Origin of the sequence: Arthrobacter woluwensis, from assembly GCF_900105345.1 — a bacterium.
Taxonomy (GTDB): domain Bacteria; phylum Actinomycetota; class Actinomycetes; order Actinomycetales; family Micrococcaceae; genus Arthrobacter_E; species Arthrobacter_E woluwensis.
In genome coordinates this window covers 149372-176166 of record NZ_FNSN01000004.1, presented here as the reverse complement: position 1 = coordinate 176166, position 26795 = coordinate 149372, and the positions used below count along the sequence as shown (strand labels likewise).

24 protein-coding genes are annotated in these 26795 nt (G+C 69.2%); 14 read left to right on the top strand and 10 right to left on the bottom strand.

From position 1 onward, the window contains the following. Positions 1-6: 6 nt before the first annotated feature. From BLV63_RS16405 to BLV63_RS16390, 4 genes are all read right to left on the bottom strand, one after another. Entirely contained in the window at positions 7-549 is a 543-nt protein-coding gene (locus BLV63_RS16405; protein WP_066214810.1) for an NUDIX hydrolase family protein, read from the bottom strand. Between the two features lie 27 nt (positions 550-576). Continuing rightward, on the bottom strand, positions 577-1092 hold the full coding sequence (locus BLV63_RS16400) for a VOC family protein (protein ID WP_066215019.1): 516 nt from the start codon (positions 1090-1092) through the stop codon (positions 577-579). A gap of 68 nt (positions 1093-1160) precedes the next feature. Then, complete coding sequence (locus BLV63_RS16395) at positions 1161-1745, bottom strand: TetR/AcrR family transcriptional regulator (RefSeq protein WP_217640480.1); 585 nt, start codon at positions 1743-1745, stop codon at positions 1161-1163. Between the two features lie 86 nt (positions 1746-1831). Continuing rightward, positions 1832-3823 carry an MDR family MFS transporter gene (locus tag BLV63_RS16390; RefSeq protein ID WP_066214814.1) on the bottom strand — a complete coding sequence of 664 codons (1992 nt, stop codon included), beginning with the start codon at positions 3821-3823 and terminating at the stop codon, positions 1832-1834. Positions 3824-4031: 208 nt separating this feature from the next. Between BLV63_RS16390 and BLV63_RS16385 the strand changes: the two genes are divergently transcribed. Next, positions 4032-4877: a helix-turn-helix domain-containing protein gene (locus BLV63_RS16385; protein WP_254780616.1), complete on the top strand. Its 846-nt coding sequence runs from the start codon at positions 4032-4034 to the stop codon at positions 4875-4877. An 89-nt stretch (positions 4878-4966) separates the two neighbouring features. Then, positions 4967-5755, top strand: a complete 789-nt coding sequence (locus BLV63_RS16380; RefSeq protein ID WP_066214815.1) for a phosphatase PAP2 family protein — start codon at positions 4967-4969, stop codon at positions 5753-5755. Here the strand turns inward: BLV63_RS16380 and BLV63_RS16375 are convergent. Beyond that, positions 5739-6800: a glycoside hydrolase family 76 protein gene (locus BLV63_RS16375; protein WP_066214817.1), complete on the bottom strand. Its 1062-nt coding sequence runs from the start codon at positions 6798-6800 to the stop codon at positions 5739-5741. The two genes, BLV63_RS16380 and BLV63_RS16375, sit on opposite strands and share 17 nt — an antisense overlap. Before the next feature lie 209 nt (positions 6801-7009). Here BLV63_RS16375 and BLV63_RS16370 point away from each other — a divergent pair, with 209 nt between their 5' ends. Beyond that, entirely contained in the window at positions 7010-8182 is a 1173-nt protein-coding gene (locus BLV63_RS16370) for an acyl-CoA dehydrogenase family protein (RefSeq protein ID WP_066215025.1), read from the top strand. 9 nt (positions 8183-8191) lie between these two features. On the opposite strand, the gene BLV63_RS16365 is transcribed toward BLV63_RS16370, so the two are convergent. Together BLV63_RS16365 and BLV63_RS16360 are read right to left on the bottom strand one after the other, a co-directional pair. Next, entirely contained in the window at positions 8192-9079 is an 888-nt protein-coding gene (locus BLV63_RS16365; protein ID WP_066214819.1) for a DUF1684 domain-containing protein, read from the bottom strand. Between the two features lie 195 nt (positions 9080-9274). Then, the gene (locus BLV63_RS16360; RefSeq protein WP_139244776.1) at positions 9275-10036 is read right to left on the bottom strand and encodes a hypothetical protein; all 762 of its coding nucleotides are present in this window, start codon (positions 10034-10036) and stop codon (positions 9275-9277) included. A gap of 218 nt (positions 10037-10254) precedes the next feature. Between BLV63_RS16360 and BLV63_RS16355 the strand changes: the two genes are divergently transcribed. The 5 genes from BLV63_RS16355 (at position 10255) to ppc (ending at position 20537) form a co-directional block, all read left to right on the top strand. Further along, positions 10255-11874, top strand: a complete 1620-nt coding sequence (locus tag BLV63_RS16355; protein ID WP_066214821.1) for a sigma-70 family RNA polymerase sigma factor — start codon at positions 10255-10257, stop codon at positions 11872-11874. A 950-nt stretch (positions 11875-12824) separates the two neighbouring features. Further along, positions 12825-15122 (top strand): prealbumin-like fold domain-containing protein, encoded by a 2298-nt coding sequence (locus BLV63_RS16350; RefSeq protein ID WP_066214822.1) that lies wholly within the window; start codon positions 12825-12827, stop codon positions 15120-15122. A 77-nt stretch (positions 15123-15199) separates the two neighbouring features. Beyond that, positions 15200-16603, top strand: coding sequence for a SpaH/EbpB family LPXTG-anchored major pilin (locus BLV63_RS16345; RefSeq protein ID WP_066214824.1), 1404 nt, complete (start codon positions 15200-15202; stop codon positions 16601-16603). 30 nt (positions 16604-16633) lie between these two features. Then, entirely contained in the window at positions 16634-17569 is a 936-nt protein-coding gene (locus BLV63_RS16340) for a class C sortase (protein ID WP_074784648.1), read from the top strand. 133 nt (positions 17570-17702) lie between these two features. Continuing rightward, positions 17703-20537, top strand: coding sequence for a phosphoenolpyruvate carboxylase (ppc, locus tag BLV63_RS16335; RefSeq protein WP_066214826.1), 2835 nt, complete (start codon positions 17703-17705; stop codon positions 20535-20537). A gap of 89 nt (positions 20538-20626) precedes the next feature. On the opposite strand, the gene BLV63_RS16330 is transcribed toward ppc, so the two are convergent. After that, positions 20627-21214 (bottom strand): DedA family protein, encoded by a 588-nt coding sequence (locus BLV63_RS16330; protein WP_066214829.1) that lies wholly within the window; start codon positions 21212-21214, stop codon positions 20627-20629. A gap of 119 nt (positions 21215-21333) precedes the next feature. Here BLV63_RS16330 and BLV63_RS18990 point away from each other — a divergent pair, with 119 nt between their 5' ends. After that, complete coding sequence (locus BLV63_RS18990; RefSeq protein WP_066214831.1) at positions 21334-21738, top strand: hypothetical protein; 405 nt, start codon at positions 21334-21336, stop codon at positions 21736-21738. 82 nt (positions 21739-21820) lie between these two features. After that, complete coding sequence (locus BLV63_RS16320; protein ID WP_066214833.1) at positions 21821-22267, top strand: hypothetical protein; 447 nt, start codon at positions 21821-21823, stop codon at positions 22265-22267. Between the two features lie 41 nt (positions 22268-22308). Here BLV63_RS16320 and BLV63_RS16315 read toward each other — a convergent pair whose 3' ends face one another. Then, on the bottom strand, positions 22309-23274 hold the full coding sequence (locus BLV63_RS16315; protein WP_066214835.1) for a pseudouridine synthase: 966 nt from the start codon (positions 23272-23274) through the stop codon (positions 22309-22311). 174 nt (positions 23275-23448) lie between these two features. Here BLV63_RS16315 and BLV63_RS16310 point away from each other — a divergent pair, with 174 nt between their 5' ends. The 3 genes from BLV63_RS16310 to BLV63_RS16300 all read left to right on the top strand — a co-directional run bounded on the left by BLV63_RS16310 (position 23449) and on the right by BLV63_RS16300 (position 25358). Next, positions 23449-23886, top strand: coding sequence for a VOC family protein (locus tag BLV63_RS16310; RefSeq protein WP_217640479.1), 438 nt, complete (start codon positions 23449-23451; stop codon positions 23884-23886). 139 nt (positions 23887-24025) lie between these two features. Beyond that, positions 24026-24673 (top strand): winged helix-turn-helix domain-containing protein, encoded by a 648-nt coding sequence (locus BLV63_RS16305; protein ID WP_066214837.1) that lies wholly within the window; start codon positions 24026-24028, stop codon positions 24671-24673. Beyond that, complete coding sequence (locus BLV63_RS16300) at positions 24666-25358, top strand: SRPBCC family protein (RefSeq protein ID WP_066214839.1); 693 nt, start codon at positions 24666-24668, stop codon at positions 25356-25358. Before BLV63_RS16305 ends, BLV63_RS16300 begins: the two co-directional genes overlap by 8 nt. 167 nt (positions 25359-25525) lie before the next feature. Here BLV63_RS16300 and BLV63_RS16295 read toward each other — a convergent pair whose 3' ends face one another. Then, the gene (locus BLV63_RS16295; protein WP_254780615.1) at positions 25526-26104 is read right to left on the bottom strand and encodes a TetR/AcrR family transcriptional regulator; all 579 of its coding nucleotides are present in this window, start codon (positions 26102-26104) and stop codon (positions 25526-25528) included. Between the two features lie 55 nt (positions 26105-26159). Here BLV63_RS16295 and BLV63_RS16290 point away from each other — a divergent pair, with 55 nt between their 5' ends. After that, the gene (locus BLV63_RS16290) at positions 26160-26756 is read left to right on the top strand and encodes a DUF4188 domain-containing protein (protein ID WP_082724183.1); all 597 of its coding nucleotides are present in this window, start codon (positions 26160-26162) and stop codon (positions 26754-26756) included. The last annotated feature ends 39 nt before the right edge of the window (positions 26757-26795 follow it).

The following is a 26795-nucleotide window of genomic DNA, read 5'->3' as shown; positions in this document are numbered from 1 at the left end:
AGCAGCCTAGAAGGCCGCGATCCCGGAGAACGCCAGAGCCTGCCGCACCAGCTGTCCGCGGCCGCCGTCGAACTCCTGCTGGACCGCGGGGCTGAGCACTTCATCCGGCGACATCCAGGTCAGTTCCAGGGCGTCCTGGCGCGGGCTGCATTCTCCGGTGACGGGCACCAGATAGACGAGCGAGACGGCGTGCTGCCGGTCGTCGGTGAAACCCGTGTGGGACGGCGCGGGGAAGTACTCCGCCACGGTGAACGGCACCGGGCTCGGCGGGAGCTGCGGCAGCGCGAGGGCGCCCAGGTCCTTCTCGAGGTGGCGCAGCAGCGCGGCGCGGATGGTCTCGCGGTACAGGACGCGCCCGGACACCAGGGAACGCACCATGTTGCCTTCGGCGTCGCCCTGGAGGAGGGAGCCGACCTCGATCACGAGTCCGAGCGGATCCAGCCGCACGGGAACCGCCTCCACGTAGACCATGGGGAGGCGGTTCCTGGCCTCGTAAAGGTCCTCATCGGACAGCCAGCCGGGGTAGGGGTCCGGGGTGCGTACGCTCATGAACCCATTATGACCGGCGGGCGGGCCTCAGCCCGCGAAGCCGGCGGCCCACTCGTTCACGCGCCGCTTGCTCTCCTCCGGGGACAGGTCCTCGACGCGCGTCATCACGGCCCAGCGGACGCCGAACGGATCGAGGATGGAGGCGTACCGGTCGCCTGAGACGAAGTTCGCGGGCGCTTCGCGGATCGTGGCCCCGGCGGCCTCGGCCTTCGCGGTGACGGCGTCCACATCGGGCACGTAGATCGCCAGGGACATGCTGATCCCGCCCGGCTGGGGCGCCACGAGGCCGAATTCGGGCAGGGGGTCGCCGATGGTGATGCTCCCGGAGGCGAACCGCAGCTCGGCCTCGCCGATCGCGTCGCCCATGCGCGTGTCGGAGACGACGACGGCGCCGAACACGTCGCGGTAGAACTCCAGGGCCGCGGTGGCCGGCGAGACCACGACGTGGGGCGTGATGGACGTCCGGCCGTGCGGAAGGCCGTCGGTGGTGAACTCGCCGGTGGCGGGCGCGGTGGGCTGATCCTGTGCTGGTGTTTCGCTCATGACACCACTCTGACGCGCGGCACTGGGCTGCGTCTTGAAGAAATCGGCCACGGGCAGGGCCCCGGGGCTCAGTGCCCCTGCGCCACCTCGGCCAGGACCTTGATCATGGCTTGGAGGTCCTCGGCGGACGGCCGGTCCTCGATCCCGGCATGGCTGCTGTCCGAATGCAGGAAGAGCGCGGCGAACACCAGGGAGGTGGCGGCGCGGGCCCGCAGCGGGGTGGTCTTCTGCTCGGCCAGGGCGATGATCTCGGCCCGCAGTCCGGACATCCAGTGGTGCACGGCGGCCATGAGCTCGGGCTCGTTGTCCACGAGCTTCTTCAGACGCGGGACGCTGTCCGGTCCGCTGGAGAGACTGCCGATGAGGTGGCAGAGGTCATCGATGATCGGCCCTTCGCTGTCCAGGAACAGGTGCGCGCGGGCCTCGGAGAGCGGGTTGCTCGGCAGTCCCAGGGACGCTGCCGCCTTGGACGGGAAGTAGTTGAAGAAGGTCCGTTCCGAGATCCCGGCCCGGGCACAGATGTCCGCGATCGTCACCTGCGCCAGTCCCTCTTCGAGCACCAGTGCCCGTGCGGCATCATGGATCGCCTGCCGGGTCTGCTGCTTCTTGCGTTCCCGCAGGGAACCGTGGACTGCGTCTGTTTCGGACGTCATGGGGGTCATGGATGCTTCCTCCGGTCTGCCCGTGATCCGGCCCCGGGAGGTGCCGGGGCCGGATCACGGTTCAGTCCTGGAGCCGCTCAGCTCTCGGCGAGCTGGGCGGCCGTGTTCTTATCGGCCTGTTCCTGCAGAGCCGAACGCTGGCGCAGCGGCGGCACCTTGAAGAACCAGCTGAGGATGAACGCCAGGACGATCACGCCCAGGCCCACCCAGTAGATGCTGACCGCCGAGGTGTTGAACCCGGTCATGAACTGACGGGTCAGGCGCGGATCGGCACCCTTGAGGTACGAGGTGTCCGAGGTCGACGCGCTGCCGCCATTCTCCGACTTCTGTTCCTTCAGCTTATCGATCATGGTCGGCGCGAGCTTGTCCACCACGGCCTGACGCTGACCGGCGTCACTGAAGTCGATGGCGAGCCTCCCGTTCACGACGGCGGCGTTCGCCTGCCGTGCGGCGGCCTCCAGGGCCTTCTGCTCGGCGGCCGGCTTCGCGGCGGCGACCTGCTGATCGATGATGCTCTGGGCTGCTTCCGCGGGAAGCTGACCCGCCGTGACCTTGGCCTGGACGGCGGCGGTGACCTGCCGGGTCACCGCGTCGTCCGCGGCCTTCTTTGCGGCGGCCGTGCCCTGGTCGAGGCCCTTCTGGAGCTCGTCCTTGACCGGGTTCACGATCGGGTTCCACAGCTGATCCATGACGCCCTTGTTCGCCGGGGCGCTCGCCACGGACGGCGTGAGGGCGGCGTCCAGGGAGGCCTTCAGATCGTTCTCGTTCTGCATGGCCGTGGTGATGTTGTTCGGCATCACGGCGAACAGCACGGAGAGCAGCACCGCGGTGCCCAAGGTGCCGCCGATCTGGCGGAAGAAGGTGGACGAGCTGGTCGCCACACCCATGTCGCGGGGCTCCACCGAGTTCTGCGAGGCGAGCGTCAGGGTCTGCATGAGCTGGCCGAGGCCGAGACCGATCAGGAACATGCCGATCATGAGGAACCAGAGCGGCTTGTCGATGGTCATGAACGTCAGCACCAGGTAGCCGCACGCGGTGGCGAATGTGCCGGTGATCGGGAAGATCCGGTACTTGCCGGTCTTCGCGATCAGCTGACCGGACACGATCGAGGCGATCATGAGGCCCGCGACCATGGGCAGCGTGGCGAAGCCGGACTCGGTGGGCGTCAGGCCCGTGACCAGCTGCAGGTACAGCGGGAGGGTCAGCATGGCGCCGAACATCGCGAAGCCCACCAGGAAGCCGAGCACCGTGGCCATGGAGAACGTGCCGGAGCGGAAGAGCCGCAGCGGGATGATGGCGTCCGATTTCATGATCGATTCGATGATGATGAAGGCCGCGAGACCCACGGCGCCGATCACGTAGCAGGCGATGGAGCCCGCGGAGCCCCAGCCCCATTCGCGGCCCTGTTCGGCCACCAGGAGGAGCGGGACGAGGGTGACGATGACCGCCGTCGCGCCCCACCAGTCGATCCTGACCTTGCCGTGCTCGTGGAACTTGGGCAGGTGCAGGAAAGCGAGCACCATGGCGAGGGCCGCGAGGCCGATCGGAACGTTGATGAGGAAGACCCAGCGCCAGCCGGCGATCCACAGGATCTGGTCGGCGTCGGCGAACACGCCGCCGATCAGCGGGCCGACCACGGAGGAGACGGCGAAGACGGCCAGGAAGTAGCCCTGGTACTTGGCACGCTCCCGGGGAGCCAGGATGTCGCCCATGATGGCCAGCGGAATGGACATGAGGGCGCCGGCGCCGATGCCCTGGAAGCCGCGGAAGGCGGCCAGCATGAGCATGGAGTCCGAGAACGAGGAGAGGAGTGAGCCGACCAGGAAGACGCCCAGGCCGAAGAGGTAGAGCGGGCGGCGGCCGAAGATGTCCGAGAGCTTGCCGTAGATCGGCGTCGAAATGGTCGAGGTGATCAGGTAGGCCGTGGTCACCCAGGCCTGCTGGTCCAGCCCGTGGAGGTCATCGCCGATGGTGCGGATGGCCGTGCCGACGATCGTCTGGTCCAGGGAGGAGAGGAACATTCCGGCCATGAGCGCGTAGATGACCAGAAGGATCTGGCGATGCGTCATGACGGGATTGCCTGAGCCGGGTTGCTGGGCCTCGGCAGATGCTGCGTGAGCAGTGCTTGTGGACATGAAAGAGACCAGGACTTTCAGTGAAGGGTTCTGGGGAAGAGTGTGCCGGATTCGGCGACAAGTTTGCAGACTCTGCAACTTTACATACTCTGCAATAATTCCGGCAAGGGTCTGTGATCCCCGACACGGGCAGAATGGGATCGTGATCTCTTCCAAAGGACACCTCAACCCCGGCGCGGCCGGCGTCCGCCTGGACCGCTTCGCTCCGCCGGCCGGCACGGAGGACGTGGTGCGGCATCTCTGGCGCGTCCGGTGGTCCCTGCCCGACGGCGCCGTCCAGCGGCAGCGCGTGCTGAGCTACCCGGCGTCGAACGTGGTCTTCGGGCCGGACGGCGCGGTGCTGTCCGGTCTCGGCACGGCGGTCGCCACGCGGGATCTCGACGGCGAGTCCTGGGCGCTGGGCCTGCTGCTCCGCCCCGCCGTCACGAGGCTGTTCAGCGCCGAAGCCGTCAGCGCCGAACTCTCGAGCGCCGGGCCGCCGGCTGCGCTCGTGGGCCGGGTGGTGCCCCTTCACGGCGCGCCGGTCGCCGCGGTCCGCGCCGTGATGGAGGGCGACGACGCCGGCCCGGCCCCGCTGCACGCGGCGCTCGCGGAGTGGCTAGCCCCGTTCGCGGCACGCGTCGACGAGCGGATGCGGCTCTGCAATGAGGTGTGCCGCCTGGCGGAGGAGGACCCGGACATGCTCCGGGTCGACGAGCTCGCCCGCGCCGCAGGGCTCCCGGTCCGGTCGCTGGACCGGCTGGTCAAGGAGCACGTGGGGGTGACCCCGAAGTGGCTCATCGACTGCCGCCGCCTGCAGGAGGCGGCCACGGTGCTGTACGGCGATGCCACGGCCTCCCTGCCGGACCTGGCGCACCGGCTCGGCTTCTCCGACCAGGCGCATTTCAGCCGCAGTTACCGGAAGGTGATCGGGGAGACTCCGGCCCAGACCCGGGCGGCAGGGGAGCGGGCACGGTCCGCGGGGAACGTGCCGCCCCGGCTGCGCTGAGCGGAAGGGAGGCGGCCGAGGGGACGCCGGGTCACCCGTGCGGCCGGCGTTCCGGGGATTCCCCAAGGTGGGCTCGCTAGATTGATCCGATGACCACGCCCCGCCTGCGCCCCAGCCCGCCCCTGACGGTCCGTCCCGAACGGGTCCGGTGGCTCGCAGCGGCCTTCGTCGTGGTGGGCGCGGGATGGTTCGTGCTGATGATGTTCAGCTTCCTGGGCAACTTCGGGGTGGGCGCCGCTGATCAGCCCGTGCACGACTGGGCGATCTCTCTCAGGACCCCCGTGGCCACGGCGATCCTGGCGTTCATCACCACGCTGACCGGACCGAGCTGGATGACCGTCATCACGGCGATCGCCGGGTTCGGGTGGATGATCGTGTCCCGGGAGTGGCGCCGTCCGGTCCTGCTGATGGGTGCGATGGGTCTCGCGGTGCTGGCGTCGACGCTCATCAAGCACGAGCTGAGCCGGGCCCGGCCCGACCCGGTCCAGATGATGCTCGCCATCGACCAGTCGTATTCGTTCCCCTCGGGCCACACCCTGGGGACGGCGGTCTTCGCCGGGTCCCTCGCATATCTCCTGGCGGCCCACTCCGCCCGCCGGAACGCCTTCGCCCTCGGCGCGGTGCTCGCCGTCGCCTTCACGGCCCTGGTGGCGTTCACCCGTCTCTATCTCGGCTATCACTGGCTCACGGACGTGCTCGCGTCCGCGGGCCTCTCGCTCGTGTTCATCGCCGCCGTCATGGTGGGGGACCTGCTGCTCAGCAGGAGACCGGTGGCGACGACGGAGGCAGACGGTGCGGTCGGTGCGAAAGGACCGTCCGGGCAGCCCGCCGTGCGTCCGGAGGGTGACCTCGCGGACGGGCCTACCGAGCGGGCATGAGAGTCGCGGCGGCTTCGAGGGTCATCCACGCCTGAAGCTGGGCGGCGAACTCCACCGTGCCACCCAGCAGGGCGGGGTCGTGGCCGCCCGTCGTCTCTCGCGGGAAGACCCAGCCGTCCGCGGACTCCTGCCGGCCCGCCCAGAACGCGTCCGCCGTCGTCGTGACGAGTGCGGCCGCCGTCTCCCGCGCCGTGGGCGCCAGCCGGTCGTCCCGGGCAGCAAGGGCGAGGTAGCGCGCGAGGATTCCCGTGAAGAGGGCTCCGTCGCCGGGGCCGTGCGTCTGCAGGGCTCCGCCGGGGTGGGTGAGCCGGTCGGACACGGCCTGGATCAGCTCCTCCGCGTGCCGCAGGTCATCCGCGGCGCCGAGTGTCAGGTAGGACCCCAGCACCGGCCCCTGATTGTAGGAGTAGACCTCGCGGGCCACCGTGGTGCTGCCGTCGGGCTGGAGGTGGATGCCGTCGAGGAAGAGGCCCGTGTCCGGGTCCAGCAGGCGTTCCCGGAGCCAGTCGACGAGAGCCCTGGCGCGGACGGTGTCCCCGCTGCGGGCGAAGTACAGGGACACCGGGGCCGTGGCCGGGGTGTTCTTGAAATCCCGGGCCTTGCTCCAGAAGCTGCCGCCGCCCAGCTCGGCCGTGCTGGCGAGCACGAGCTGGCGGTTGAGGGTCCGCTGCAGGGCGTCGAGGCCGCGGGCGTGACGCGCTCCGGGGTCGAGGGCCTGGAGCCGCTGGGCCGCCAGGGCGAGCCACGCCATGTCGTCGGTGAAGGAGTTCACGTAGCGGAAGACGTTGTGCAGGCGGATGGACCGGATGACGCGCCGGGCGAGGGCCGCTTTCCGGCCGTCCGGATCCTCTTCGCGCAGCGCGGCGTCCACGAGGGCGTCGACGTAATGCGCCTGCCACCAGTAGTGCCAGACGCCGAGTTCACTGAAGGCGCGGCTGGGCGCCTTGACCCTCCCCAGGTGGGTTCCGGGGAGGCCCGCGAGACGGCGGCCGTGGCGGGCGATGACCGAGCGGGCCGCCTCCGCGGCCCGGTGCTGTGCGTCCATGAGCTGAGCCTAGCGGCTGCCTCGTCGACGGCCCTGTCCCGGCCGTTCCATACCCGGGCAGGAATGTGATGTAGTTAACATGCATTAACGCAATGGCCTCATCCGGCCAGACGTCGATGCGGTTGATCACCAGCATGCCGGACCCGCATCAGGTCTCCGGCACCGGCACAGGCGCCCTGTCGACCACGGGGCGTCGGGAAGGCTGTCCCATGACCCCGGAACTGCCCACCGCCGATTTCTACGGCGTCGAAGACCTTCTGAGCGGCAAGGAGCGGGCCAAGCTCGCGGAAGTGCGCGACTTCCTGGACGCCGAGGTGAAGCCTCACGCGGCCGCCTGGTGGGATGCCGCCGAGTTCCCGTTCGAACTCCTGCCCAAACTCGCCTCCCTGGAGATCAACACCCCGACGCGCCGCGGGTACAGCCACCTCTTCATGGGGCTGCTCATCGCGGAGCTGAGCCGGGCGGACGTCTCCCTCGGCACGTTCTTCATGGTCCACCACGACCTCTTCGTCGAGTCCCTGCACCGTTTCGGCTCGCAGGATCAGAAGGACCGGCTGCTCGACGACGCCGCCTCCCTCCGCACCACCGGCGCCTTCGCGCTCACGGAACCGGAGCACGGCTCGGACATCGCCCGCGGCCTGTCCACCACGGCGGTCCGGCACGGTGACGAATGGGTGCTGAACGGCTCCAAGCGCTGGATCGGCAACGGCACCTTCTGCGACCACATGCTGCTCTGGGCGCGGGACCGGACGCCCGGAGCGGAGGGGGCGATCCGGGGATTCATCGTGGCCGGGGACCTCCCGGGGCTGACCCGGACCCGGATCGAGGGCAAGACGGCCCTCCGGACGGTGCAGAATGCGGACATCGAGCTGCGGGACGTCCGGGTGAGCGAAGCCGACCGATTCGCCGGGATCTCCAGCTTCGCCGACACCAACGAACTCCTCCGCGGCTCCCGTGTGCTCGTCGCGTGGCAGGCCGTGGGGCAGCAGCTCGCCGCCTTCGACGTCGCCCGTTCCTACGCGATCCGCCGCGAGCAGTTCGGCAAGCCGATCGCCTCGTTCCAGATGGTGCAGGACCGCCTGGTGAAGATCCTCGGCAACGCCGTCTCCGGCGCCACCATGATGACGCGCATCGCCCAGCTCGACCAGCAGGGCCTCGCGGGCATGCCCCAGGTGGCGCTCGCGAAGGCCCACGTCACCACCGCCATGAGGGAGTCCGTCGCCCACGCCCGTGCCGTGCTGGGCGGCAATGGGATCGTCACCGGTTATGGTGCCGCCAAGGTCTTCGCCGATGCGGAGGCGATCTACACCTATGAGGGCAGTTACGAGGTCAACACCCTGATCGTGGGTCGCGAGATCACCGGGGTCTCAGCGATCCACTGAGGGCGGTGCTCAGCGCGCCTTCCGTTCGCCGGCCTCCACGGCCGAGGGGATCGCATTGCCGGGCACCGGGGCAGGGCAGGTGCCGAAGTCGGTGAACGCGCTCGGGTAGTTGATGGCGCGGTTGAAATCGATCACGACGGTGCCGTCCGGCCGCGGCCGGGCCGTGGAGACCTTGCGCCACTCGTCCGTGGTGTCGCCGTTGCTCGCATCGTGGAAGGTGATGGTGAGGGCGCCGAGCTGCTCCTCCTCGGCCTGAAGGCGGTGTTCCGTCTCCGAGCCGGGCAGCGTGAAAACGACCTCGCCCACCGAGTGATGCACGCTGTTCACGTGGGGATTCGCGGTGGCGATCGGCACGGCGCGCGGTTCCGGGTACGGTTCGAACCGTGCGGTGACCACGAGTTCCGGGCGGTAGTCGAACACCGGGACGCCCTGGAACCCGGTGAGGACGGGGGAGGAGTCGTCACGGGTGCGGATCGCGTACCGCCCGCCCCGGACCGCCAGTTCCACGAGGACCTGCGTGCCGTCCGGTCCTCCGAAGGTCACCCAGTCGAGCGATTCTTCGTCGTTCAGCCGCGCGCTCACGGTGCCGACGACGCCGCCTTGCCGCCCGCCGTCCGTGTCCGCGGCGCCGGTGCCGCCGTCGGCCACGGCCCGCAGACCGTCCTCCTCGGTGGCGCGCAGCCAGGCGGTGGTCCCGTCCGTCCACCAGAGCCCGGGGACGCCGTCCAGCGCGGTCGGGGTGTCGGGAAGCCACTGCAGCGACGTGAGGGTGAGCCAGCCGTGGGACGTGGCCAGTGCGGTGTTGCGGTTGTCCCGGAAGCGGAGCCAGCGGGCTTCCTGCGGGTCGGCGGCGGCCTGAGGCGTGACGGCGGATGACTGCGGGGCTGAGGGGTTCATGGTTCCTCCTGGTCGAGAACTCACTCCACCTAACCACGCTGCGCCGCTGCTCATTCCCCGTGCCGGAGACAGGCTGCGCAGGTTGAATCGACCAGGGATCGATGAAAAAGAGGAGGGCGCCGTGGCGTGAACCACGGCGCCCGGCCCCGAGACGATGGGGGGCGTGCCTCGGGACCTCCCGACTACTGAGTGGGGTCAGCCCTCGAATCGTGACGCGATGCCGGAGATCTTTTTCAGGGAAATTCCGGGAGCCCCTGCGAAGCCGCTCCGGGAGGCCTCCTCCTGGGTCACGGCGACCGGCATCAGGACGCCGTCCCGCAGGGTTTCCAGGGCCGTGCGGCACTCCTGGAGGCGGTGGAGGGAATCTTCGTCGTCGCGTCCGGCGACGGCCACGGTCCCGGCGATGTGGGCTGCGCAGAAGCCCGGGCCGAGAGCCTGGCTCACCGCATCACCGAGTTCGGCGAGCACGGTCCAGCTCAGAGGGGCGGCTGCGCAGTTGTGGCGCAGAGCGAACGAGGTCACCAGCACCGGCCCGGAATCCGCAGCCAGCATCTCTCCGACGGTGTGCCGGAAGTGGGACGGCGTGTAGAGGCCGGTGGCGACGTCGAGGCAGCCGAGCTCCGCGGTGTCGTGGCTGGTCTCCGCCCAGGCATCGATGGCGCAGGCCGTGGCATCCAGATCGAGCTCCTGGCCCATGGACGTGTAGAGCGCCTTGAGGTCCAGCAGGACTTCGCGCGCGCCGACGCCGGCCCAGGCCCGGGCGACACCCAGGCTGGCACTGGATTCGGAGGACAGCCGTGCATCCGTCAGCAGCTGCTGGGCGATCGACTCCACCGGAGCCAGGTCCCAGTCGCCGGTATGTCGCCAGCCGGCGCCGAGGCTGGCAGCGCGCCACGTCTCCACCAACTCGCGCCAGGACAGGTGGTCCTGGTTCTCCATACCCGGCGTCGGGTGCATGATGGCGCCCCCCTTCCCGTCCAGTGCTGATCGTGCATGTCTAACGTAAAATTGAGTGTGCACAGCTGGCACATCGTGACGCTACTTCCCGCTTTCGTGTGAAGTGTCATAATTTAAAAAAGTCGGAGAATCCGGCGTCACGATCTGCACTCCAAGACTACTTCTCTTCTACGGGGAGCGTTTCGGAGGGGAACGCGGTGCAGCGGAGGGGGTATGGCGTGTCAGACGACACCCAGATGAGTGACGGGGATCTGTGTCTCCGGGTCCGCGAAGGGGACCAAGAAGCCTTCGGCGTGCTCTATGAACGTCACGCCCCCCTGGCACTCTCCATTGCCCGCCAGGCCGTCGACAACTACGCCGACGCCGAAGACGTCGTCGCCGATTCCTTCCACGCCGTGCTGGACAAGCTGCGGTCGGGCGACGGCCCGGACACCTTCTTCCGCGCCTACCTCCTCCAGGTGGTGCGCCGGACCGCCTATGCCCGCAACCGCAGCGCCGGACGGGCCATCCCCACGGCCGATGAGCAGCAGCTGGACCGCCTGGAGACCCCAGACGACCCCACGCTGATGGAGTTCGAGAGCCAGGCGGCGGCCACCGCGTTCCGGGCGCTCCCCGAGCGCTGGCAGGAGGTCATCTGGTACCTCGACGTCGAGGGCCAGAAGCCCGCCGCGGTCGCGCCGATCATGGGCCTGGCCCCCAACGCCGTCTCCGCCCTGGGCGTCCGTGCCCGGGACGCGCTTCGCCGCGAGTACCTCCAGGCCCACGTGACGGGCGACGTTCCGGAGGAGTGCAAGCCGTACCGCGACAAGCTGGGCGGCTACGTCCGGGGCAGCCTGCCCCGCGGCGCCGAACGCAAGGTGCGCGACCACCTGGAGACGTGTGCGAAGTGCACCGCCATCATGGTGGAGCTCGGTGATGTGCGCGCCACCATCAAGGCCGTGCTCCTGCCGCTGGTCATCGGCGTGGGACCCGCCGCCTGGTGGCTCACCTCCGCGGGCCAGACCGCCGTCCTCGGGTCGCTCGCCGGCACCACCGGTGGCCTGGGCACCGGGGTGCTCAGCGGCGCCGCGGCTGCGGGCGCCGGCGGGGGAGCCGCCGGGGGCGGGGCCGGCGCGAGCGGCGGAGCTGCCGGTGGCGGTGCCGCCGGTGGCGCCGCAGCAGGAGCGGGTGCGCTCGGTATCGCCGCGGCGGTCGCGGGCATCGCGGTCGTCGCCGTCGGTCTGGTGATGGCGCCGTCGGTCCTGGCCGCCTGGCAGTCTCCGGCGACGCAGCAGTCCGCTCCGCAGAGCCAGGCCGCCGCGCCGAACGCGGCGCAGGCGCCGTCGTCGCAGACCTCTGCGAAGCCTCCGGTCGCGAAGAGACCGGCGGCGCAGCCCGCTGCCGCGCAGCCTGACGTCCCGGCCCAGAATCCCGCGCCCAGCCCGTCGGACCTGCCGCAGCTGATCGCCCCGCTGCTCCCGGCTCCTCCCGCGCTCACGCCCACTCCGGCGCCCTCGACGCCGGGCACGGCCTCGCCGGCGCCGAGCAAGAGCGCGACGCCGAGCAGCTCCGCCACGCCGACCGAGACCTCCGGACCGACCACGGAGTCGACACCGACCCCGACGCGCACGGTCAACCCGACGCCGACGGGGACCGCCACTCCGACGACGGCGACGCCCACCCCGACGGAGACCTCGACGCCGACCCAGACCGCGACCCCGACCGACACGGCGACCCCGACCCCGACGGGCACTCCGACCCCGACCGGGACTGTCACGCCGACGGTGACGCCCACCCCGGAACCGACGACAACTCCGTGTTTGCTGTTCCCCTGGCTGCAGTGCCCGATCATCTTCTGACTCTGTTCGCCGCCTGAGTCCGGATCGGTGGCTCCTAGGAGTCTGAGCCGGCCGGTTCCACCCCGGGCGACCACGATGTTTCGTCCGATGACGGCGGTCGCGTCACGATTCACCGTCGCGGTGCTCTTCATACATGTCGGGGGTCACGGTCTGGTCGTGGCCCCCGATGCAGGTCTCGTTCTGCTCCTGGACCGGGACTTCCGTGCGCTGAGCTGATACGGCTCGGTGTCCGGGATGCGGGTGCCGGCGTTCCCTAAGATCGCCGCCTGTGCGGCATAGCCGGCACCCGCACTTCTTCCTGAGCCCTGCGTGCGGAGTCCTCCACTGCGGGCGGATGGTCAGCACGCGAGGTGCCGGCCACGCGCTGTTTCGCCGGGCTTCCGGCCCTATCGCGCCCTTCAAAGCACCTGATGGAGGTGTGATCTGTCCCTCTAAATGGACGCCCTTCTTTTATGTGACTTGCACAACAAAAAAAATTCTGAGTGAAATTCGACTTTTTCTCGTCACGAATGCATCAGATCGCGCACTAGGACCTATGAACAGGCGATAAGGGGCGGCCGCCCTCGGCTCGGTAGAGCACTGAAGCCAGAGGGAAGGACGGACGTGAACTGGATCGTGCGTGCATTGCGCCGCGTCTCCTCACCGGGACGCCGTGCTCCGCATCCGGGCTCTGATCGAGCGGGTGCCGGAGACGGGCTGCCGAAGTACATGACCTTCGACTGCCGGGACGGGATGCATGAAGCCTGCCTGGTCTGCCGCTGCACGTGCCACCGGGAGCCTCCGACCGAGGAGATCTTCCTGGCTGAAGCCGCGCCGGAAACCCAGCTGGAAACCCGGCCGGAATCCGTGATGCCCCCGTCGCCCGACGCTGTACCCGCCCTAAGGAGAGTCTGATGTTCGTGCCGTTTCGGCCTGGAAACCCACCAGCTGGGAGAAGACGTCCACTGATCGTGCACGTCGCACTGCTGTGTGCGCTGATCGCCGGCGCCGTGGTGGGAGGGGCTGCGCCCGCGCAGGCTCTCGCCACCCCGGTGCCACGTTCCGTGCCCGCAGCACCCAACGCTTCAGTCATCCAGTGCACCGCCGGGGTCGTGTACGGCGTCTCGGCGAACGGCCAGCTCCAGCAGGTCACCGCCGGCACGGTGACCTCGATCGGCTCCCGGGCCAGTGGCGTCTCCAGCTTCAACGGCCTCGGCATCGGCACGGGCGGTTCCCCCGTCCTGGCCTACGAGCGCACGAACGGTGGCCGAACGGCCACCATGTTCTCCTTCGACCCGGTCAGCCTCGCCTGGAGCAACACGGGCGACGCCTACAACACGGCGCTGGACGGCTACAACGGCCAGCTCGTGGCCGGCGCCGTGGACCTCAAGACGGGTTCCTACTACTTCGGCGGCTTCTCCAGCAACGGCGCCCAGTACTACCTCTGGCGGTACAACCCGGGCAGCTCGCCCCGCTTCACCTTCATGGGCACGCTGGACACCTCCACCAACGCGGCTTCCGCCTCCAACGGTGACATGGCGTTCGACGCCGCGGGCAACCTTTTCGTGGTGCGCGGCGTCGGCAGCACCACCACGGTCTTCTCCGTGACCGCGGCCAACCTTGCGGCCGGCACGGGCGGCACCATCCCGTCGTCGACGTCGAACTCCTTCACCACGAACGCGAACGTGAACGGCGTGGCCTTCGACGCCTCCGGCAAGGCCTACCTCGGCACCGGCAACACGGTCACCTCCTACGACATGCCGAACTGGACCAACGCCACGGTCGTGGCGTCGTCCACCTCCGGTTACTCCGGCACCGACCTCGCCTCCTGCTCCTCCCCGGCGACCATCACGCTGGAGAAGGACGTGCAGGGGCGGGTGAATGACACCGACCAGTTCGCCCTGAGCCTGACCCAGGGTTCCACCACCCTGGGCACCGCCACCACCGCGGGCACGGCCACGGGCGTCCAGTCCCAGCGGGTGGGCCCGCTGCCCGCCGTCCGCGGCACCACCGTGAACTTCTCCGAGACCGGCGCCGGCGGCACGAACCTCTCCGGCTACACCAGCAGCTACCAGTGCACCGTCGACGGCCAGCCCATGACCCCCGCGGTCTCCGGCACCGGCACGTCCGGCTCCGTCACCATCCCGGTCACCGGGCAGGAGATCCTGTGCCGGATCGTCAATTCGCCGCGCTCCGCCGCGGTGACGGTCAACAAGACCTGGGTCGTGGACGGCAAGAGCTACGCCGACGGCCAGCAGCCCGCCGGGATCTCCGCGACGCCGTCGCTCACCCCCGTCGGCACCGGCACCGGTTCCGTGACCTGGGGCCAGCGCCGCACCGGCTTCACGATCGGCCAGAGTGTCGGCATCGGCGAGACCACGGTCATCGACCCGAACGCGTTCCCCGGCTGCACCCTCAGCTCCGCCACCATCTCCGGACCGGGTGTCAACGGCACCCAGGCCATCGGGCAGCCCACCACCGTGAAGCTCCCCGGCACCGAGAACGTCTACCAGGTGACCAACACCGTCACCTGCCAGACCCTGACCGTGATCAAGAACGTCCAGAACACGCACGGCGGAACCCGCAGTGCGACCGACTGGAACGGTCACCTCAAGGCGACCCAGGGCCAGAACGTGCTGAGCTACAACACCGGCCAGAAGCGCTACGTGGCCACCGGCTCCTACGTCATCTCCGAGGACCTCCTGGCGGGCTACACGCAGGCCGGCATCACCTGCCAGGGCGGCACGCTCGCGGCCGACGGCAAGACGGTCTCCGTCGCGGCCGGCGCGAATGTCACCTGCACCATCACCAACCAGGACCAAGCCGGATCCGTGACCTGGAAGAAGGCCGATGAGTCCGGTCGCGCCCTCGCCGGTTCCGTCTGGACCCTGACCGGTCCGGGCGGCGCCACTCAGGAGATCACCGACTGCGTCGCCGCCTCCGCGGCGTCCTGCACCGGCGCCGACAAGGACCCGGCCGCAGGCGCGTTCAACCTGGCCGGACTCGACATGGGCGACTACACGCTCGTGGAGAAGTCCGCGCCGGCCGGCTATGTCCTGGACACGACTCCGCACCGCTTCACGCTCACCTCTGATCGCAAGGACTTCGCGTTCACGACGGCGTTCAAGAACGTGCAGCGCGCGGCCGTGACGCTGCCGCTCACCGGCGGCACCGGATCGGACCTCTTCACCCTCGGTGGGCTCGCCGTGCTGCTGGGAGCCGGCGTCACCGCCGGCGTCCTGCACCGTCGCCGGGCAGCCAAGTCATGATCTTCCACCACAGACGACACACCATCCCCGCATCTCCGGCGAACGACGCCGGTGACCTCCGAAAGGAAAACAACACCATGGGCCACTCCACGTTTGGTCTGGGACGGCGCTTCGCCGCACTGGCCGGCGCCGTAGCGCTCGCACTGGTCGGCGGCGCCGCCGCAGCCCAGGCGGACACCCCGGCGCCCTCCGCAGGCAACATCAACGAGTCCACGCCGACGTCGCTGACGATCCACAAGTACGACGGCACGCCCGGCGCGGCCGGTGACGGCACCCAGAAGACCGACACCTCGCAGCTCGGCAACGCGCTGGCCGGCGTGACCTTCAAGATCACCCCGGTGACCTCGAAGAACGGCCAGGCTCTGGACCTGCACACGCAGGCCGGCTGGGACCTCCTGCAGGGCGTCAAGGCCTCCGACGTGACGGCGGCCAACGGCTACGCGTTCGGCACCCCGGTCAGCGTGACCACCGGCGCCGACGGCTCCGTGACCCAGTCCCTGCCGCAGGCCGTGTACCTGGTCACCGAAACCGACCCGGGCACCAACAACGTCATCTCCCCGGCCCAGCCGTTCCTGGTGACGCTGCCCCTGCCGCAGAGCAACGGCAACTGGCTCTACGACGTGCACGTGTACCCGAAGAACAAGATCAACACCACCACCCCCACCAAGGAGGTGGCCGATCCGGTCGCTCCGGTCCTGGGCTCCCAGGTCACCTGGACCATCAACGCCCCGGTGCCGGCCCTGGCCGCCGGTGACACCTACAAGTCCTTCGTCATCACCGACCAGCTGGACTCCCGCCTGAGCTACACCTCCGCCACCGTGGACGGCTTCACCTCCGGCACCGATTACACCGTCACCGAGTCCAACGGCCTCGTCACCATCACCTTCACCCCGGCCGGCGTGGCCAAGCTCTCCTCGGGCCAGACGGTCGTCGCCAAGGTGACCACCAAGGTCACCTCCCTGGGCGACAACGGCGTCATCACCAACACCGCGACCGTGAACACCAACGGCTCCAAGGTCGACACCAACAAGCCGAGCACCAACTGGGGCCCGCTGCAGATCCTCAAGTACGCCCAGCAGGACGAGAGCAAGACCCTCTCCGGCGCTCACTTCGAGATCTACACCGCCAAGGACGCCGCTCAGCCCGTGGGCACCCTCGTGACCGACGCCAACGGCAAGGCCTCCATCAGCCTCTGGGTCGGCAACAACGACGTCACCAGCAAGACCTACTGGGTCAAGGAGACCCAGGCTCCGGCCGGTTATACCCTGCCCCAGGATCCGTGGACCCAGGTCACGGTCAAGGCCAACGGTGACACCGCCCCGGTCGTGCTGAAGATCGCCAACACGCAGCAGCCCGCCGTGACCCTGCCGTTCACCGGCGCCGAGGGTCAGCTCCTGCTGACCGTCACCGGCATCGCCCTGGTCCTGGTCGCCGTCGGCGCCGCGCTGGTCATCAGCCGCCGTCGCGCAGCACAGCGCTGAGACCGGTGACCACCACCAACGGGTGAGTTCATGAACACTCCCAGCACAGCGCCGGCCCCGGGCACCGCCCGGGGCCGGCGCGCTGCCCGCCCCGCTCGCACCTGGCGTCTCCCGGTGGCCGCCGTGGTGGTCGCCGTCATCGCCCTGGCCGGGATGGCGGTGCTTCTGTACCCCACCGCGGCCTCCTGGTTCTCCCAGCTCGAGCAGTCCCGCGTGATCGCCAACAGCGCGACGTCGGTGGACGCCGACCGCGGTCGCGAGAACGAACAGCTCCGCCTCGCCCACGCCTACAACAAGGCCCTCGCCTCCGGCGCCGTCCTCGACGCCAATCAGCGCCTGCCCACCGGCGAAGGCAAGAGCAGCGACAGCTCGCTGAATTACGACTCGATCCTCAAGGACTCCGCCACGGGCGTCATGGCACGCCTCATGGTCCCCTCCATCGGGGTGGACCTGCCCATCTACCACGGGACCTCGGACGAGACCCTGCTCAAGGGCCTGGGCCACCTGGAGGGCACCTCCCTGCCCGTGGGCGGTTCCGGCACGCACTCCGTCATCACCGGTCACCGCGGCCTGGCGAACGCCACCATGTTCACCGATCTGGACCGGGTCAAGGAGGGCGACATGTTCAGCCTGTCGGTCGCCGGCGAAGTGATCAGCTACCGGGTGATCAACACCCAGGTGGTGGACCCGGATCAGACCAAACCGCTGCAGGCTGTCCCGGGCAAGGATCTGGTGACGCTCGTGACCTGCACCCCGCTCGGCATCAACTCCCAGCGCATCCTCGTCACCGGCGAACGGGTCACTCCGACCCCTCCCGCGGACCTCGAAGCGGCCGCCGCCCTTCCGACCATCCCGGGCTTCCCCTGGTGGGCCGTGATCCTCGTCGGCGGACTGCTGCTCGCTCTCGTGTACGTCTGGCGCAGCGGCTACGCGCCTCGCGTCAAGGCCGTGCAGACCGCCTCCTGAACGGTCCGCACGGCGGCCGACGGTTCCCCTGAGGGGTGGCTTGCGGCTAAGATCACATGCTCAGCAGCCAGCCGATCTGGCTCTCAGTATCCAGCGACGTGTACTGGCCATCCCCTGCCCCGAGGAAGCGCCCATGCCGTTGAACAACCCCTTGCCCTCCGCCGTCCCGAACCCGGCCGATCCCAGTGAGGAACTGGCCCCGGAGCTGCGTGCCGACGTGCGCCGGGTCTCCACGCTTCTCGGTCAGTCCCTGGTGCGCCAGCACGGGCCCGAGCTCCTCAAGCTCGTCGAGCAGGTGCGCCTGCTGACCAAGGAGTCCAAGGAAGCCGCCCGCGGCGTCGGCGAGGCCACCGGGCCGTGGAGCGCAGACGACGTCGCGCAGCAGGTCCGCGAACTGCTGTCCTCCCTGCCGCTCGAGGAGGCGACCCGTCTGGTCCGCGCCTTCGCCTTCTACTTCCACCTGGTGAACGCCGCCGAGCAGGTGCACCGCGTCCGCGTTCTGCGCTCCCGGGCCGAGAAGGACGGCTGGCTCGCGCGGGCCGTCACCGAGATCGCCGAACACGCCGGTACCGAGGCCCTCCAGGACCTCGTCAACGAACTCGACGTCCGCCCGGTGTTCACCGCCCACCCCACGGAGGCCTCGCGCCGCTCCGTGCTGGACAAGCTCCGCGCCCTCTCCGACGTCCTGTCCGAGCCCACCGAGGACGGCACCGCGGCACGCAGCCGCCAGGACCGCCGACTGGCCGAGATCATCGACCAGATGTGGCAGACGGACGAACTGCGTCAGGTCCGTCCCACCCCGATCGACGAGGCCCGCAACGCCATCTACTACCTCGGCAACATCCTCACGGGCGCCATGCCGGAGGTCATGACCGAACTCGGCGAGCTCCTGTCCGAGCACGGCGTCACCCTGCCGGCGGAGAAGGCCCCCATCCGCTTCGGGTCCTGGATCGGTGGCGACCGGGACGGCAACCCCAACGTGACGGCCGAGGTCACCCGCGAGATCCTGCAGCTGCAGAACCAGAACGCGATCCGGATCGCCATCTCCCTCCTGGACGAGCTGATCTCCGTCCTCTCCAACTCCACGGCCCTCGCCGGCTCCAGCGAGGAGCTCCAGGAATCGCTCCGTGAGGATCTGGCGAAGCTGCCCGGCCTCGACAAGCGCGTCCTCGAGCTGAACGCCCAGGAGCCCTACCGTCTCAAGCTGACCTGCATCAAGGCGCGCCTGCTCAACACGGGCCGCCGGATCGCCGCGGGCGGCGCCCACGAACCGGGCCGCGACTACGTCAGCACGGAGGCGATCCTGGCGGATCTGCGCTTCGTGGAGGACTCCCTGCGCGAGCACTCCGCGTCCCTGGCCGCCGACGGCGCGCTCGCCCGGGTGCAGCGTGCGGTCGCCTCGATCGGGCTCCAGCTCGCCACGCTGGACATCCGTGAGCACGCGGACCACCACCACGACGCCGTCGGGCAGCTGTTCGACCGCATCGGCGAGCTGAGCGGCCCGTACGCCGAGCTCTCCCGCGACGAGCGCTGGGAGGTGCTGCGGGCCGAGCTGGCCTCGCACCGCCCGCTCTCGGGCCACCCGATCGTGCTGGACGGCGCCGCGGACAACACGTACAACGTCTTCCGCGTCATCCGCCAGGCGCTCAAGGCATACGGTCCGGACGTCATCGAGACCTACATCATCTCGATGACACGCGGCGCGGACGACGTCCTGGCCCCCGCGGTCCTGGCCCGTGAGGCGGGACTCGTCCAGCTGCACGGCGAGACCCGGTACGCCAAGATCGGCTTCGCACCGCTCCTGGAGACCGTGGACGAGCTGCGGGCGTCGGAGCAGATCGTGGACCAGCTGCTCTCCGACCCCTCCTACCGCGAACTCGTGCGGCTGCGCGGAGACGTGCAGGAGATCATGCTCGGCTACTCGGATTCCAACAAGGAGTCCGGTGTGATGACCAGCCAGTGGGAGATCCACAAGACGCAGCGCAAACTCCGCGACGTGGCGCTCAAGCACGGCGTGCGACTGCGGCTCTTCCACGGCCGCGGCGGTTCCGTGGGCCGTGGCGGCGGACCCACCTACGACGCCATCCTGGCCCAGCCGAACGGCGTCCTGGAAGGCGAGATCAAGTTCACCGAGCAGGGCGAGGTCATCAGCGACAAGTACTCGCTGCCCGAGCTGGCCCGGGAGAACCTGGAGCTCTCGCTGGCCGCCGTCATGCAGGGCTCGGCACTGCACCGTGCGCCGCGCACCACGGAGGAGGAGCGCGAGCGGTACGGCCAGGTCATGGACGTCATCTCCGACGCCGCGTTCGCCCGTTACCGCTCGCTGATCGACGATCCCGATCTGCCCGCGTACTTCCTCGCCTCCACCCCGGTGGAGCAGCTGGGTCAGCTGAACATCGGGTCCCGCCCGTCCAAGCGTCCCGATTCCGGGGCCGGTCTGGGGGGTCTCCGGGCCATCCCGTGGGTGTTCGGCTGGACCCAGTCCCGGCAGATCGTGCCCGGCTGGTTCGGTGTGGGCTCGGGTCTGAAGGCGGCTCGGGAAGCCGGCCTGGAGCACGAGCTCCGGGAGATGGCGGAGCGCTGGAACTTCTTCGCCTCGGTGCTGTCCAACGTCGAGATGACGCTGGCCAAGACGGACATGGACATCGCGAGCCACTACGTCGGAACCCTGGTGCCGGAGGAACTGCACCGCCTCTTCGACGCCATCCGCGCCGAACACGCGCTGACGGTGGCGGAGGTCGAGCGCCTGACCGGTGAGTCGGAGCTTCTCGAGGCCCAGCCCACGCTGCAGCGGTCCCTGCGCGTCCGCGATCAGTACCTGGACCCGATCAGCTACCTCCAGGTGGAGCTGCTGCGCCGCGTCCGCGAGGAGGCCGGAGCCGGGGAGTCGGAGATCGCCGAGACCCTGCAGCGCGCCATGCTCATCACCATCAACGGTGTGGCCGCCGGCCTGCGCAACACGGGCTGAGCCTCACGGCGCCACGCGGCGCGGGGACCGGGAGGCCGGGCCCCGCGCCGTCGTCGAACCGGCCGTCGTCCGGCCGGCCGAACTCACGGTCAGGAAGCGCGACGGCGGCGGGTGACCACGAGCCCCAGCACGGCGCCCACGAGCACACCCACCGCGAGGCCCAGCAGTGAGCTGACCCAGAACGGCAGGCGGGTGGTCTGCCCGGTGACGTAGCCGAGCCCGACGGTCCAGGTCGCCCACAGCACGCTGCCCAGGAGCGAGCACGCGACGAAGGTGCGGGTGGGGATGTCCGCGATTCCGGAGCCCGCGGACAGGACCAGTCGGCCGCCCGGCAGGAACCGCAGGCCGATGATCACGCCGTAGGTGGGGGTCCGTCCGGCGCGTTCCAGCGCACGGCGGATGCCCGCATGGATTTTCGAGGTGAGGCTCCACCGGTCCATGAGGTGCGCCAGCCGTCGCTTGAACAGCAGGAACACCGCGAGTTCGCCCAGGAACGATCCCAGCGCGGCGAGGGCCAGCGCCAGGGGGAGTGAGCAGTGCCCCTCGGCCGCGAGAGCGCCCGCCGCCACCACGAGAGCCTCGGACGGGAGCGGCGGGAAGACGGTGTCCGCCATCACGAGGGGGACGATCCACCAGTAGAGCGCGGTGCTCCACGTCGTGGGATCGGAGAAGTCCATGGCAACAAGGTACGTCACCGGGAACCGGGGTGGGGCCGGGAGCCCGTGGCGAAGGGCCGGTACAGTGGGCATCGTCCGCGGGTGCGGATCACTCGTACGGAGATCTTGGGGGTATTTCCATGGGAAGACTGTTCGACGGACCGTGGCCGGTCCTGCTCATCATCGTCCTGACGCTGGGGGTCGTGGCCGCGCTCGTCATCCTCGCGGTGGTCGCCGGTTCCCGGCCCAGCCAGGACGCCGCGTATCTGGCCAGGCTGCGTGACGGGCAGCTGACCCTGGAGAGCCAGACGGCGTATCTGCAGGGGGTCGGGCACCGCACGCAGTCCCTCGTGTCGGGTGTGATCGGGCTGTTCGTGCTGGGAATCGTCCTCGGGCCCGTGGCGATCGTGCAGGCGAGCCGGGCCGAGGCACTCGGCGTGACGGCGACGGCGGGCAAGGTCCTCGGCTGGATCGGCGTCGGTTTCGGCGTGCTCTGGGTGCTGGGGTTCGGCATGGGCGTGGCCGGCCGTTTCGCGAACTACTGAGTCGACTGAACCTGCCGGACCGTAGAATCCCGGTAAGGGTTCAGATCCGGCCGGCATTCGGCCCGCGGCGAGGAGGGACGGCATGTTCGGTTCCCGGAAGAGGAAGCTTGAAGACCTGGTCGAGGCGCTCAGGCCTGATCTGAGCCGGGAAGCTCTCGGCGTCGGTCCGGCCTTCCCGGGAGTCGCGCCGAACCCCTATTTGAGCGGCGAGGCACGGAAACGCACCGCCGAACTGCGCAACGGTCTGCTCGCCCTCGGAGTCCTGGTCGATTGGCGCGAAGTGGGCGGCGAGGGCAGGCCCCGCGTCGTGCTCCTGTTCGACGTGGAGACAGCTGACGGGCTCGCGTTCCGCGGCCTCGCCGATGAAGATCTGAGCATCACCGAGCTCACCCGGCTGGCGTCCGGGCAGGCGATGCCCGTGCGCTACCGGCCGGCCGTGATGGATCACTATGTCGCTCTCGCCCGCGACGCCGACCCTGGCCGGGTGCAGGCGCTCGCCGAGGAGATCGCGCGCCGTCGGCGCGGCTGAGGAGTGGCGCGTTCGTCCTGTTCGGTGAGGGTCGCGGGGCGTCAGTCCCGCCGCGCCTCCGACAGCGTCAGCTCACTGCGGTACTCGACGGGTTTGCCGGACAGCGGATCGACGAAGCGGATTCCCCGGGCCAGCAGCTGGAGCGGACGCTCGTAGTCGTCCGGGGCCTGGTCCAGCAGCACAGGATAGAAGGGATCGTTCAGGATCCCCAGCCCCAGCGACGCCATGTGCACGCGCAGCTGATGCGTCTTCCCGGTGTGCGGCTCCAGACGGTAGAGGGCGCGCCCGCGGGGGTGACCGGCGTCGTCGTGCGCTGCCGTCCGATGCGGCTGCTCGATGAGCTCCACCCGTTCGATGCGCGTCTCCGTGTTCGGTTCACCGTCGACGACCTGCGCCAGCAGGTAATCGCGCGACTTCGTCATGCGGTTGCGGACGAGGGCCGGGAATTCCGGGTCCGCGAAGCCGTCCTCGGGGACGACGGCGGACACGCACTCGTACTCCTTCTGCACCTTCCGTTTTTCGAAGAGGACCTGGTACTTCCCGCGCGTCTCCGGATTGGTGGAGAACAGCAGCACGCCCGCGGTCATGCGGTCGAGGCGGTGCATGGGGATGAGGTCCGGGATGTCGAGCAGTTTCCGGAGTCTGACCAGGGCGGACTCCTGGATGTAGGTGCCGCCGGGCGTGGTGGGCAGGAAGTGTGGCTTGTCGACGACGAGCAGATCGCCGTCCTGGTGCAGGATGGACAGCTCGACCGGCAGGCGCTCCTCGGGCGGAAGGGTGCGGTAGTACCAGATGAAGACGTGGTCGCGCAGGGGAGTGGTGCGGTCCAGGGGAGCGCCGGTCTCGCCGACGATCTCTCCGGCGTCGAAGCGGTCCAGGATCCCTTGCGGGTCGATGTGACCCCAGCGGTGCAGCATGTACTCCAGCGCGGTCTCCCACGGGCCGTCGTGCGGCAGGCGCAGGCGGGTGGCGTTGACGCCGTCGCGGACCGGCAGGGGGGATTTCATCACCGGGACAGTTTAGTCGGCCTGTCGCTCGGCTCGGCCGGGCCGGCTCTCGCGTGACCTTGCACTTTCTCGGGCTTGTGGGCGCGGAACCCCGAGAAAGTGCAATCTCGGTCCCTGAGCGGGTGGCGCATCCGGGGGCTCCCCGACGCGAGGACCCCGGCGTAGGCTGGCGCCATGAGCACTTTCAGGCTGGACCATGTGGGTGTGACCGTGCGGGATCTGGACGGGGCGATCGCGTTCTTCGAGGCGATCGGTTTCGAGGTGGAGGGCCGGGCCGAAGTCGGCGGTCCCTGGGCGGATCGGGTCAACGGGCTCGACGGGACCCAGGTGGAGATGGCGATGGTCCGGCCGCCCGGCGGGGGAGAGGGGAAGCTCGAACTCACCCGGTTCATCGCGCCGCCCGCCGAAGGCGAATCCGAGGGCCGCCCGGTCAACACCTACGGTTTCAGCCACGTCTGCTATCAGGTGGATGACGTGCGCGACGTCGTGGCGCGCGCCGAGGCTGCGGGCTACGGTCTGGTGCGGGAACTGGTCAATTACCAGGACGTCTTCCTCCTGGCGTACCTCCGCGGCCCCGAGGGACTCCTGGTCGAGGTCGCCGAAGCGCTCTGAGGCTGCCCCCTCTGATCGACTGCTCCATAGGATGCCGTTTTCCGCGTTTTCCGGCCCGGAAACGCATCGTATGGAGCAGTCGATGGGCGGAGGGAAAAATGTCCTTGACAAGAAAATTTGTCGGTGAAATCATGGAGCCATGAAGGACATCGAAGTGATCGAGGATCCCCGGATTGCCGAGGTCTCGCTGGACCCGATGCGCTCGCGGATCCTGGAAGCGCTCGTGGAACCCGCCTCGGCGGCCACGGTCGCCGGGCGGATCGGAGCGCCTCGTCAGAAGGTGAACTACCACCTGAAGGCGCTCGAATCGGCCGGACTCGTCGAACTGGTCGAGGAGCGGCGCAAGGGCAACATGACCGAGAGGGTCATGCAGTCCAGTGCCGGCTCCTACCTGATCTCGCCGCTGGCCCTGGCGTCCATGGCGCCGAAACCCGAGAAGTACACGGACCGCTTCTCCGCCTTCTGGATGCTGGCCCTCGCGGGCCGGCTCGTCCAGGAGGTGGGCAAGCTGATCGCGGGAGCCGTCGCCGCGCGGAAGCCGCTGGCGACCTTCGCGATCGACGCCGAGCTCAGCTTCGCCAGCGCCCGCGACCGCGCTGAGTTCGCGCAGGAGCTCTCCGCCGTCGTCGACTCCCTCGTGGAGAAGTATCACGACGCCGGCACCCCCGGGGCGCGCAGGCACCGTCTGGTGCTGGCGCTGCACCCCGAACTGAAGACCGGCGGGCAGCCCGCCACGCCGGCGCACGACATCACCGACACCCCGGACAAGGAGCAGGACCATGAGTGAGAATCGCGAATTCCGCATCGAAGCCACCACCGAGGTGGAGGCCACGCCGGAGCGGGTGTGGGAGGCCATCAACGACGCCACCGCCGCCTGGATGTTCCCCACGGACCAGTGGCCCGCCGAGTACCCGGTCAAGGAGTACCCCACGCACGTGATCTCGAGGATGGACGGCCCGGACGGGTGGTTCAACCAGCTGGAGAACACCATCGAGGCACTGCCGGGTGGCAAGTCCCGGATCCGCTATGTGCACAGTGGCGTCTTCACGGACGACTGGGACCAGCAGTACGACGGCGCGTCCAAGCACACGCTCTTCTACCAGCACACCCTGGGGCAGTACCTCAAGTACTTCGACGGTCAGCCCGTGGTCTTCACAGACGTCCAGGGCCCCGCCGCTTCCGGGGCTCCCGATGCGTTCGACAAGCTCAAGGAGTCCTTCGGGATCGTCGACGCGCACGCCGGGGAAAAGGTCGACGTGACGGTCCCGGGCGTCGGCGAGCTGAAGGGCGAGCTCGACTACGCCAATGAGTGGTTCTTCGGCATCCGCACGGGCGACGCGCTGTACCGCTTCTTCGGCCGGAACCACTTCGGTTCGGTGGTCGGCCTGACGGTGCACGACTTCTCCGGGTCGGCGGATTCCGAGGCCACCGCCGCCGCGTGGGGCCGCTACCTCGAGGGTCTCTACGCCTGACCCTCTCGTCGCCCCTCACTCCCCATCGACTGCTCTATGGATCGACTGCTCCATAGGATGGGTTTCCACGCCGATTCCGGCGGAAAACGACATCCTATGGAGCAGTCGATCTTTGTGGGGGGGTGAGGGTGGGATGGGGTTGGGGCGTGGGCTCGGATTGTGGGGCGTCAGATTGCCCAGGCGCGTTCGATCGCGTCGAGTGCGGCCAGGTACTGGGTGCCCCGGTCAGCGGTCGGTGAGCCCAGGCCGGCCATCTCGAGGCTCACCATCCCGTGGACCTGGGCCCAGATGACGGCGGCGATCTCCTGCGGTGAGCCGTCGCGGAGGGTTCCCCGCTCCTGACCTGCCCTGATGGCGGACAGCAAGGGCTGCAGAGTGATCTCGGATTCCGGCTCGGGTGGGTCCTGCCGGCCTTCCTTGAGATTCAGGAGGCCGCCGAACATGAGCCGGTAGAGGGCGGGGTGGTCCTGCGCCCACTGGCGGTAGGCGATGCCCAGGGCGCGGAGACCGCCGTCGGCGGCTGCCTCCTGCGCGGCGCCGAAGGAGGCGAAGCCGTGGTTCACGACCGCCTTCAAGAGCTGCGCCTTGCCGCCGAAGAGCGAGTAGATCGCGGTGGTCGAGGTGCCCGCGGCCGCGGCGAGATCGCGGAGCGTGACTCCGGCCGGGCCGCGTTCGGCGACCAAGGCGGCCGTGGTGTTCAGGAGGGTGTGCCGGAGCTGATCGTCATGAGTCACAGGTCTTGCCATGCCTGACATTGTTTCATAACCTTGTTTTGTAACAACGTTACCAAACGGAGGCGTCATGAGTTCCACAGTTTTCCCGGGTCGGTACACGGCGGCCCTGAAGGATCCGGCGCTGAAAGATCCTGCACTGAAGGATCCGGCGCTGAAGGATCCGGCTGGGCAGGGCGATCCGACGGGGCAGGACGGCGGCGCGCGCGATGAGGTGACGGTGTTCCTCATCGGGATGCGGGCGAATCGCTGGTGGAAGCTGGGCCGCATCGCGCAGGTCACGTCCGCGATGCCGAAGATGCTCGCGCACCTGTCGCGCACGCCGGAGGCGGGCATGCTCGGTTTTCACACGTGGTTCGGACGGACCACGATCATCCTCAGCTACTGGGAGAGTCCGGAGCATCTCAATCGCTTCGCAGCGGATCGGGAGGCGCCCCACCTTGAACCGTGGCGCCGCTTCATGAAGGAGCTGGCGGGAAGCGGCGATGTCGGGGTCTGGCATGAGACATATCGGGTCCGCACGGGTGATTTCGAGACCGTCTACAGCGACATGCCCCGCTTCGGTCTCGCCGCCGCCGCGCAGCACGTTCCGGTGGGGCGGGGGACCGGCACCGCCCGCGAGCGGATGCGGCACGGCGCCCCCACTCCCGGATCGACTGCTCCCTAGGATGTCATTCCGGGCCGGAATCGGCGGGAAACGGCATCG

Coding starts and splice junctions, on each gene's coding strand:
- BLV63_RS16405 (WP_066214810.1), bottom strand. CDS start 549: ATGAGCGTACGCACCCCGGACCCCTACCCCGGCTGGCTGTCCGATGAG.
- BLV63_RS16400 (WP_066215019.1), bottom strand. CDS start 1,092: ATGAGCGAAACACCAGCACAGGATCAGCCCACCGCGCCCGCCACCGGC.
- BLV63_RS16395 (WP_217640480.1), bottom strand. CDS start 1,745: ATGACGTCCGAAACAGACGCAGTCCACGGTTCCCTGCGGGAACGCAAG.
- BLV63_RS16390 (WP_066214814.1), bottom strand. CDS start 3,823: ATGACGCATCGCCAGATCCTTCTGGTCATCTACGCGCTCATGGCCGGA.
- BLV63_RS16380 (WP_066214815.1), top strand. CDS start 4,967: ATGACCACGCCCCGCCTGCGCCCCAGCCCGCCCCTGACGGTCCGTCCC.
- BLV63_RS16375 (WP_066214817.1), bottom strand. CDS start 6,800: ATGGACGCACAGCACCGGGCCGCGGAGGCGGCCCGCTCGGTCATCGCC.
- BLV63_RS16370 (WP_066215025.1), top strand. CDS start 7,010: ATGACCCCGGAACTGCCCACCGCCGATTTCTACGGCGTCGAAGACCTT.
- BLV63_RS16365 (WP_066214819.1), bottom strand. CDS start 9,079: ATGAACCCCTCAGCCCCGCAGTCATCCGCCGTCACGCCTCAGGCCGCC.
- BLV63_RS16360 (WP_139244776.1), bottom strand. CDS start 10,036: ATGCACCCGACGCCGGGTATGGAGAACCAGGACCACCTGTCCTGGCGC.
- BLV63_RS16345 (WP_066214824.1), top strand. CDS start 15,200: ATGGGCCACTCCACGTTTGGTCTGGGACGGCGCTTCGCCGCACTGGCC.
- BLV63_RS16340 (WP_074784648.1), top strand. CDS start 16,634: ATGAACACTCCCAGCACAGCGCCGGCCCCGGGCACCGCCCGGGGCCGG.
- ppc (WP_066214826.1), top strand. CDS start 17,703: ATGCCGTTGAACAACCCCTTGCCCTCCGCCGTCCCGAACCCGGCCGAT.
- BLV63_RS16330 (WP_066214829.1), bottom strand. CDS start 21,214: ATGGACTTCTCCGATCCCACGACGTGGAGCACCGCGCTCTACTGGTGG.
- BLV63_RS18990 (WP_066214831.1), top strand. CDS start 21,334: ATGGGAAGACTGTTCGACGGACCGTGGCCGGTCCTGCTCATCATCGTC.
- BLV63_RS16320 (WP_066214833.1), top strand. CDS start 21,821: ATGTTCGGTTCCCGGAAGAGGAAGCTTGAAGACCTGGTCGAGGCGCTC.
- BLV63_RS16315 (WP_066214835.1), bottom strand. CDS start 23,274: ATGAAATCCCCCCTGCCGGTCCGCGACGGCGTCAACGCCACCCGCCTG.
- BLV63_RS16310 (WP_217640479.1), top strand. CDS start 23,449: ATGAGCACTTTCAGGCTGGACCATGTGGGTGTGACCGTGCGGGATCTG.
- BLV63_RS16305 (WP_066214837.1), top strand. CDS start 24,026: ATGAAGGACATCGAAGTGATCGAGGATCCCCGGATTGCCGAGGTCTCG.
- BLV63_RS16300 (WP_066214839.1), top strand. CDS start 24,666: ATGAGTGAGAATCGCGAATTCCGCATCGAAGCCACCACCGAGGTGGAG.
- BLV63_RS16295 (WP_254780615.1), bottom strand. CDS start 26,104: ATGGCAAGACCTGTGACTCATGACGATCAGCTCCGGCACACCCTCCTG.
- BLV63_RS16290 (WP_082724183.1), top strand. CDS start 26,160: ATGAGTTCCACAGTTTTCCCGGGTCGGTACACGGCGGCCCTGAAGGAT.